Raw genomic sequence first — 6,976 nt, 5'->3', positions numbered from 1 at the left:
CTCCAATGGTGAGCTTGATACTCGATTTGATTTCGTAGCGGCAGGAGTGACGGTTAAAGTTCACGTACTCACCTTTGTTAGCCGCACTATCCCTGCCCTGGCGCTGCAGGAAATTAATATTGAAGTAGATAAGCCCTGCGACCTTCGGGTGAAAGCGATTCTTGATTGCACTGGTATTCCAGGTAAAGAAGCATTTAGGGCAATGCTCAAGACTAAAGCGGATGGCGCAGTGCTCTGGGAGAGTAATGGCGGGCTTTGTAAAATCGGCGCAGCTTTAATGGCCGAGTTCGAAGGACCCGACCTGAAATCGATTGAAAAGAGCGATCTCGGCTATGAGGGAAGCTCACCGGCCAAAGTGTTTATGATTGATGCTAAGCCAGGGCATCACTATCGAATTAGGCAGATGGGAAGTCTTGTGCCGGATGTGATGCATACAGAACCCCATTGGCAAGCTGCGCGCATGGTTGAAGCCGGTCAATGGCGCGGTTGGGAAAATGTACGTGAAGATAACCGTAAGGCCTGGGCGGAGCTTTGGAAGGGGCGCATTAAGCTAATTGGCGCTGACGAGAGCTGGCAGGACCTCACCGATGCCGCCTTCTTTTATCTGCATTCAAGCGCCCATCCTTCAATGCCATGCAGTATCAGCCCCTTCGGCCTCAGCCGTCGCCACGCCTTTTATGGACATGTGTTTTGGGATACCGATGTGTTTATGTTCCCTCCACTGCTTTTAACCGCTCCAGATTCTGCCCGAGCGATACTAGATTATCGATGGGAAAGAATGAATGCTGCCAGACGAAATGCCGCTCTGCATGGCTATCGGGGACTAATGTTCCCATGGGAAAGCGGGCTATCAGGCGGTGAAGTCACTCCAATGTCCTCAACAGGATGGGACGAGCAGCATGTCAGCCAAGATGTGGCAATCGCCTGCGCTCAATATGCAAATGCCACCGGCGATGATTTATTCCTGCATGATCAGGCATGGCCGGTGATGAAAGGGGTGGCCGAATGGATTGCCAGCCGCGTGACAAAAACCAACCGCGGCTATGAAATCCTCCACGTCACCGGTATCGATGAGGGTATCGCCAAGATCGATAACAACTCATTTATCAACATCATCTCCAAGATCGCCCTACGGCAAGTGATGGAAACCGCTAAACAATTAGGCAAAACCCCTCCGGCGTCTTGGGGTGAGATTGAAAGGAATTTGTTCATCCCCATCGACGCGCAGAATGGACATATTTTGAAGAATGACAGCTATGTCTATAACGGGGGGTTATGCTGTCCCGAAGTGCTGGTGGCCTATTTCCCCTTCGGTTACAGCCATACCCCCGAAGTCGATGCGGCAACCTATCGCTACTACCTCGACCTCGCGCACACCTTTATTGGCGGAGCGATGCTTTCTCCATTATGCGCTGTATGGGCAGCTCGTAATGGGGATCGTAAACTCTCACGGCAGATGCTAGACTCCGGCATCGGCTCTCAGCTACTCAAACCCTTTATGATCTTTACCGAGCACGTCGGCGGTAACGATTCCGTCTTCTTAACGAACCTATCCGGCTACCTAATGGGCCTTCTTTACGGCCTAACAGGTCTCTCACTCGACTCACCCAACCCAAATGAATGGTGCAAACACCCGGTAGTCATGCCTGAAGGTTGGGACGGTCTTGAAGTTGACCGCATCTACGTCCAATCTAATCCTGCCAGGCTATCAGCCAAGCACGGTGATGCCAAGGCAAAGATTGAGTTCTAGCATGTTCGTAGCCGGAAAGTATGTTATCATATAAGTTGGTTAGGATTAACATATGTTCAAACAAAGAGGCTTTACACTTATTGAATTGCTGGTTGTGATAGCGATAATCGTTATTTTGGCGGCAATTCTTTTCCCTATATTTGCTGCTGCTCGCGAGAAAGCTCGAACAACGGCATGTCTAAACAACATGGCTCAACTGGGTAAAGGTATTTGGGCTTACACGATTGATAACAATGAACGCTATCCCTTCGCAGGAGACTGCGGTCGTAATGATTGGGCTAAATGCGGATGGGTATGTGTGGTCTCTAGTTATGATTCTCGTTGCACAAACCGTGTCCTCGGATATGGTGACTGGCGAGCTTGCCAAACAATCGCTTTTCCCGAACTAGGAAGCCTGTGGTCTTACACAAAAAACAAGGAAATTTATAAATGCCCATCCTGGTACGGGTGGAAAGATTATAATGAATCTCTTGGGTATTATAAAAGTTTCAGGACTCGGTACAATTGCAGTACTGCCCGTGTGAATTACACGATGAATCACACATTCAATATTAATGGCGGCCCTCCCATTCCCCTTTCTGTCGTTAATTTCCCTTCGGATACCTTCCTATTATACGAAGAAAGTTGCCAATCAATAAATGATGGTGACTTTTGGCCGTTCGGATGGGATATCTTTAACGACCGTCATACAACCGGCGCCAATATTGTCCATGCGGATGGGCATGTCTCTAGATACAAAGTTGAAGATGTCGGCGGCGGTTTCAAATACGCCCCTGGCAAATATTACTGCCGTTACAAGCCCGACCGAAGAAACATGGACGCCCCCGCTAATAATTACGGCGATTGTCAGTAAGCCCTTTCTTCAATAGAGTGTCTCCCAGTACAATAAAGGCGTTTGTTCTTAAGGAGACTAATCGATGAAGAAATATGTAATTAATGAATACTCACCCGAGTTCGCCCCTGCCTATCTCGCCAATGGTCTGATTGGATTTCGGTTTGGCAAAGTGCCGTTTTTGAATGCTTCGGTTTTAGTGAATGGCTATTCGGGAGCTACTCCAGGTCAAAGTGTGGAAGGATATGCCCAAGCGCCTAATCCGATTGGTGCGGACATATCTATTGGGGGAAACAAGCTTTCAAATCATCCTGATAAGGTCATTTTTCGCGAGCAGACTTATGACTTTTCAAATGGTGAACTTGAAACTCGATTCGATTATGTCTCCAGCGAAGCTACAATTAAGGTTCATGTCCTAACCTTCTGCTGCCGCACTGCCCCAACGCTTGCTATGCAGGAAATCACCGTCGAAGTCGATAAACCGTGCAATTTAACCCTCTCATCTGTGCTCGATGCCACTAAAATCCCAGGCAAGAGCCTACATCGCAGTATGTTTAACAAGAAGGCGGACGCGATTCTCCTTTGGGAAAGTGATGGGGGTATCTCCAAACTCGGCGCGGGCTTTCTGGCAGAGTTTATCGGGTCAGACCTTCAGGGGACTATGGGCGATTATATCGGCTGTGAGACTGGTCCTCAATTCAAACATTTCAACATCAAAGCCCAACCTGGGCAGCAATATAAGATGCGGCAGGTCGGATGCCTGATCCCCGGCATTATGCATACCGAACCTCACTGGCAAGTTGCGCGCATGATTGAAGCCGGCATTTGGCAAGGATGGGATAAGCTTCGTGAAGATAACCGCAACGCCTGGGCGGAACTTTGGAAAGGGCGCATCAAGCTCATCGGCGCTGATAATCGCTGGCAGGAAGTCACTGATGCCGCTTATTATTACCTTCATACCAGCATCCATGCCGCAAGCCCGTGCAGTATCGCGCCTTTTGGGTTAAGCGAACGTCCAACCTATTACGGCCATATTTTCTGGGATACCGAAACCTTTATGTATCCGCCAGTGCTTCTGACATCACCCAATGCGGCTCGCTCAATGCTCGATTATCGGTTGCGAATGCTCCCTGCAGCTCGCAATAACGCAGCGATGCACGGATACAGCGGCGCGATGTATCCATGGCAAAGTGATCTTAGCGGGGGCGAAGTCACCCCCCTCTTTGCCGGTGGATGCGCAGGCGTTGCCGAACAGCATGTCAATCTCGATATCGCCTATGCCTTCGCCCAATATGTCCATGCAACGGGCGACGAGCTCTTTTTACGCCAACAAGCCTGGCCGGTTATAAGCGCTGTGGTCGAATGGCTGACCAGTCGCGTTACCAAAACCACACGCGGCTACGAACTACGCCATATCACCGGAGTAGATGAAGGAATCGATAACATTCACAACAACGGCTTCACAAATATCCTTGCAGTAATGGTGCTCAGAGAAGCCATCGCGTTTGCCAGAAAACTCGGCGCAGAACCACCGCAACTTTGGTGCGATATCGAAAAGTACCTCTTCATCCCGATTGAAAAAGAGGTCATCCTCAAGCATGACAGTTATGTTTATGAGGGAGGGTTGTGCTGTCCGGAAACACTTCTTGGTTTCTTCCCCTTCGGTTACACGCATAGCCCTGCGGTCGACAGTGCAACTTATCAGTACTATCTTGACCTTGCGCATACGTTTATCGGCGGTGCAATGTTGTCTAGTCTTTGCGGTGTATGGGCAGCGCGCGCCGGTGACCGCAAGCTCTCATTAAAGATGTTTGAAGCCGGAATGCTCACTCAAATCAAACAGCCTTACGATCAATTCACAGAATTCACCGGCGGCGAGGATACGATTTTCCTCACCAATATGGCGGGCTTCCTTATGGCGCTGCAATATGGTCTAACTGGTCTCACACTCGATTCCGGTCCAATCGAAGGCTGGTGCAAACATCCAATTGTGATGCCCGAAGGTTGGGAAGGCATAGAAATCGACCGCATCTGGGCAAAAGGTCGCCCTGCCAAGCTAACCGCATACCAGGGACAAGAACGTGCAGAGTTGAAGTATCTCGAATAAAATACGAATCAACAGTTATAGTTCCCCTTCCATTATTGAAGGGGAACTATAACTGGCGTTTACTTATGGCTAAATTTCGCCCTCTTTTTAAGTTTTTTTGAATAGAGCGAAGAGATGCGGCAACCATCTTCTTGCATAAGTGGTTGCTCTGTTTTGTAATGTTTTATGTGTTCCCTGGTTCACCGCTACTGTGGGATTGTATTACGTAGTATAATATACTTAGAGACGCTAATTTTTTTGACAATGTTTACACGCATAAAAGAAGATATCCGCGTGGTCTTTGAACATGACCCTGCGGCACGAAATATTTGGGAAGTGCTTGCCTACCCCGGCTTATACGCTATCTGGTCGCACCGGATCGCGCATTGGTTATGGACACATCATCTAAAAACACTCGGGCGCTGGCTATCGCAATCAACCCGCTTCTTTACTGAAGTTGAAATCCATCCCGGCGCAACCATAGGCCGTCGTTTCTTTACCGATCATGGCAACGGAGTAGTTATCGGCGAGACGGCTGAAATCGGCGATGATGTCCTGATGTATCACCAGGTCACATTGGGCGGAACCACATTAGAAAAGGTTAAACGGCACCCGACAATTGGTAATAATGTTATCATCGGCATGGGTGCAAAGATTGTCGGACGTATTACTATCGGCGACAGCAGCCGGATCGGCGCAAATGCGGTTGTCAATAAAGACATCCCCCCTAACTGCACCGTGGTCGGTATTCCGGGACGTATTGTCGTTCAAGATGGGGTTCGAGTTGAAGAAACTCATGTTTTAGACAACACCATCAACCGCCTCGACCCTGAAGGTGAATTAATCGGTGAGTTGACACGACGGCTTGAACGATTGGAGACCGCTCGCCATAGACACCATGAAAATGGAAGTGAACTAGTTGACCAGCTCCAAGAACGATTAGAGATATTGGAGAAGAATAGAATTACTACAGAACCTAAAGCCGATGATGTGCAAGAATTAACCAAACGTGTTCGCGAATTGGAAACCAAAATAATTGAGCTGAGTTCCAAACTCGAAGCTAATGGAAGATCGAATACGCAAGTCCCATCTGACGGAAAGAAATAATCGACCAATTGAGATTGCTCTTGCGATTTTGATATACTGTATTGCAAAATAATTTAAAGGTTTACTCATCTAGCAGACTAGAGTGATGTAAAGAATAAGAATATCCAAGTATCCTATTAGGTTGAATTCTCTTCATGATTGAAGGGATGAACGCAGGAAAAGGATGAAGCATTTATGCTCCCAAATGTTAAACTTACTAACACACTGAGTGGACAAAAAGAAGAATTTTCGCCTCGTGAACCTGGCAAAGTATCAATGTATGCCTGCGGCCTCACCCCACAGGATGCACCGCACATCGGTCATATACGCGGTGCGGTAGTCATGGACATCATTAGAAGATGGTTTGAAGTACTTGGGTTCGAAGTGAATTTCGTCCAGAACTTTACCGATATCGATGATAAAATCATCAACCGAATGAAGCAGGAAGGCATCACTGCCATTGAAGTTGCTGACAAGTATGCGGCCATCTATGAAGAAGCATTAAATTCCCTTAACATCAAGCCCATTCAATTCGTCAGGGTCACCACCAATATGCAGGATATTATTAATATGGTGGCTTCGCTCATAGATAAGGGATGCGCCTATGCAGTTGATGGGGACGTCTATTACTCTGTTACCAAGTTCAAAGACTATGGAAAGCTTTCTAAGCGCAATCCTGCTGATTTGATTTCAGGCTCACGTATTGAAGTCGATGAGCGAAAGAAAGATCCCCTTGATTTTGCTTTATGGAAATCAGCAAAACCAGGTGAACCCTCATGGGAAAGCCCCTGGGGGCTAGGGCGTCCTGGCTGGCACATTGAATGCTCTACTCTCAGCTTGAAATATTTGGGAAACAATTTCGATATTCACGCAGGCGGCACCGACCTTATCTTCCCACATCATGAAAATGAGATCGCCCAATCGGAAGCGTACTTAGGCGGAGCAGATTTCTGCAGATATTGGCTCCACTGGGGTGCTATCACTGCCGGCGGCGAAAAAATGTCCAAGTCGGTTGGAAATGATGCAAAGGTCAATGCCATTCTCGCGAAATATTCGCCGGAAGCTATTCGTTTATATCTGCTAGGCACGTCTTATCGATCGCCAATTGATTACGGTCTTGACAGATTGGATGAGGCACAAGCCGGTTGGGGACGTGTTCAACGAGCAGTCAGTAACGCCCAACGTTGGCTTGAAGATAAAACGGAAGTCTGTGATCGAAGCG

General features: G+C 48.0%; 4 protein-coding genes and 1 pseudogene. All 5 read left to right on the top strand.

Features of this window, described 5'->3' with window-relative positions; all coding sequences use genetic code 11:
- Positions 1-1,750, top strand: a 1,750-nt coding sequence (locus WCO51_07885) for a glycoside hydrolase family 65 protein (protein ID MEI6513180.1), incomplete at its 5' end; no start/stop codon positions are given.
- Positions 1,751-1,802: 52 nt separating this feature from the next.
- A complete protein-coding gene (locus WCO51_07880; GenBank protein MEI6513179.1) occupies positions 1,803-2,603 on the top strand; it encodes a prepilin-type N-terminal cleavage/methylation domain-containing protein in 801 nt (266 codons plus the stop codon).
- Positions 2,604-2,667: 64 nt separating this feature from the next.
- A complete protein-coding gene (locus WCO51_07875; GenBank protein ID MEI6513178.1) occupies positions 2,668-4,689 on the top strand; it encodes a glycoside hydrolase family 65 protein in 2,022 nt (673 codons plus the stop codon).
- A 243-nt stretch (positions 4,690-4,932) separates the two neighbouring features.
- Positions 4,933-5,442, top strand: a pseudogene (gene cysE / locus WCO51_07870) (serine O-acetyltransferase).
- Between the two features lie 507 nt (positions 5,443-5,949).
- Positions 5,950-6,976: cysteine--tRNA ligase (gene cysS / locus WCO51_07865; GenBank protein MEI6513177.1), on the top strand; the 1,027-nt coding region annotated here is incomplete at its 3' end.

The sequence above is a fragment of the bacterium genome (assembly GCA_037131655.1).
Classification (GTDB): Bacteria; Armatimonadota; Fimbriimonadia; order Fimbriimonadales; family JBAXQP01; genus JBAXQP01.
Note: the sequence above shows the minus strand (reverse complement) of the source record. Positions and strands in the feature narration are given on the sequence as shown.

Bases quoted from the DNA above. Each gene is read 5' to 3' on its own strand.
- WCO51_07880 (MEI6513179.1), top strand. From the start codon at position 1,803: ATGTTCAAACAAAGAGGCTTTACACTTATTGAATTGCTGGTTGTGATA.
- WCO51_07875 (MEI6513178.1), top strand. From the start codon at position 2,668: ATGAAGAAATATGTAATTAATGAATACTCACCCGAGTTCGCCCCTGCC.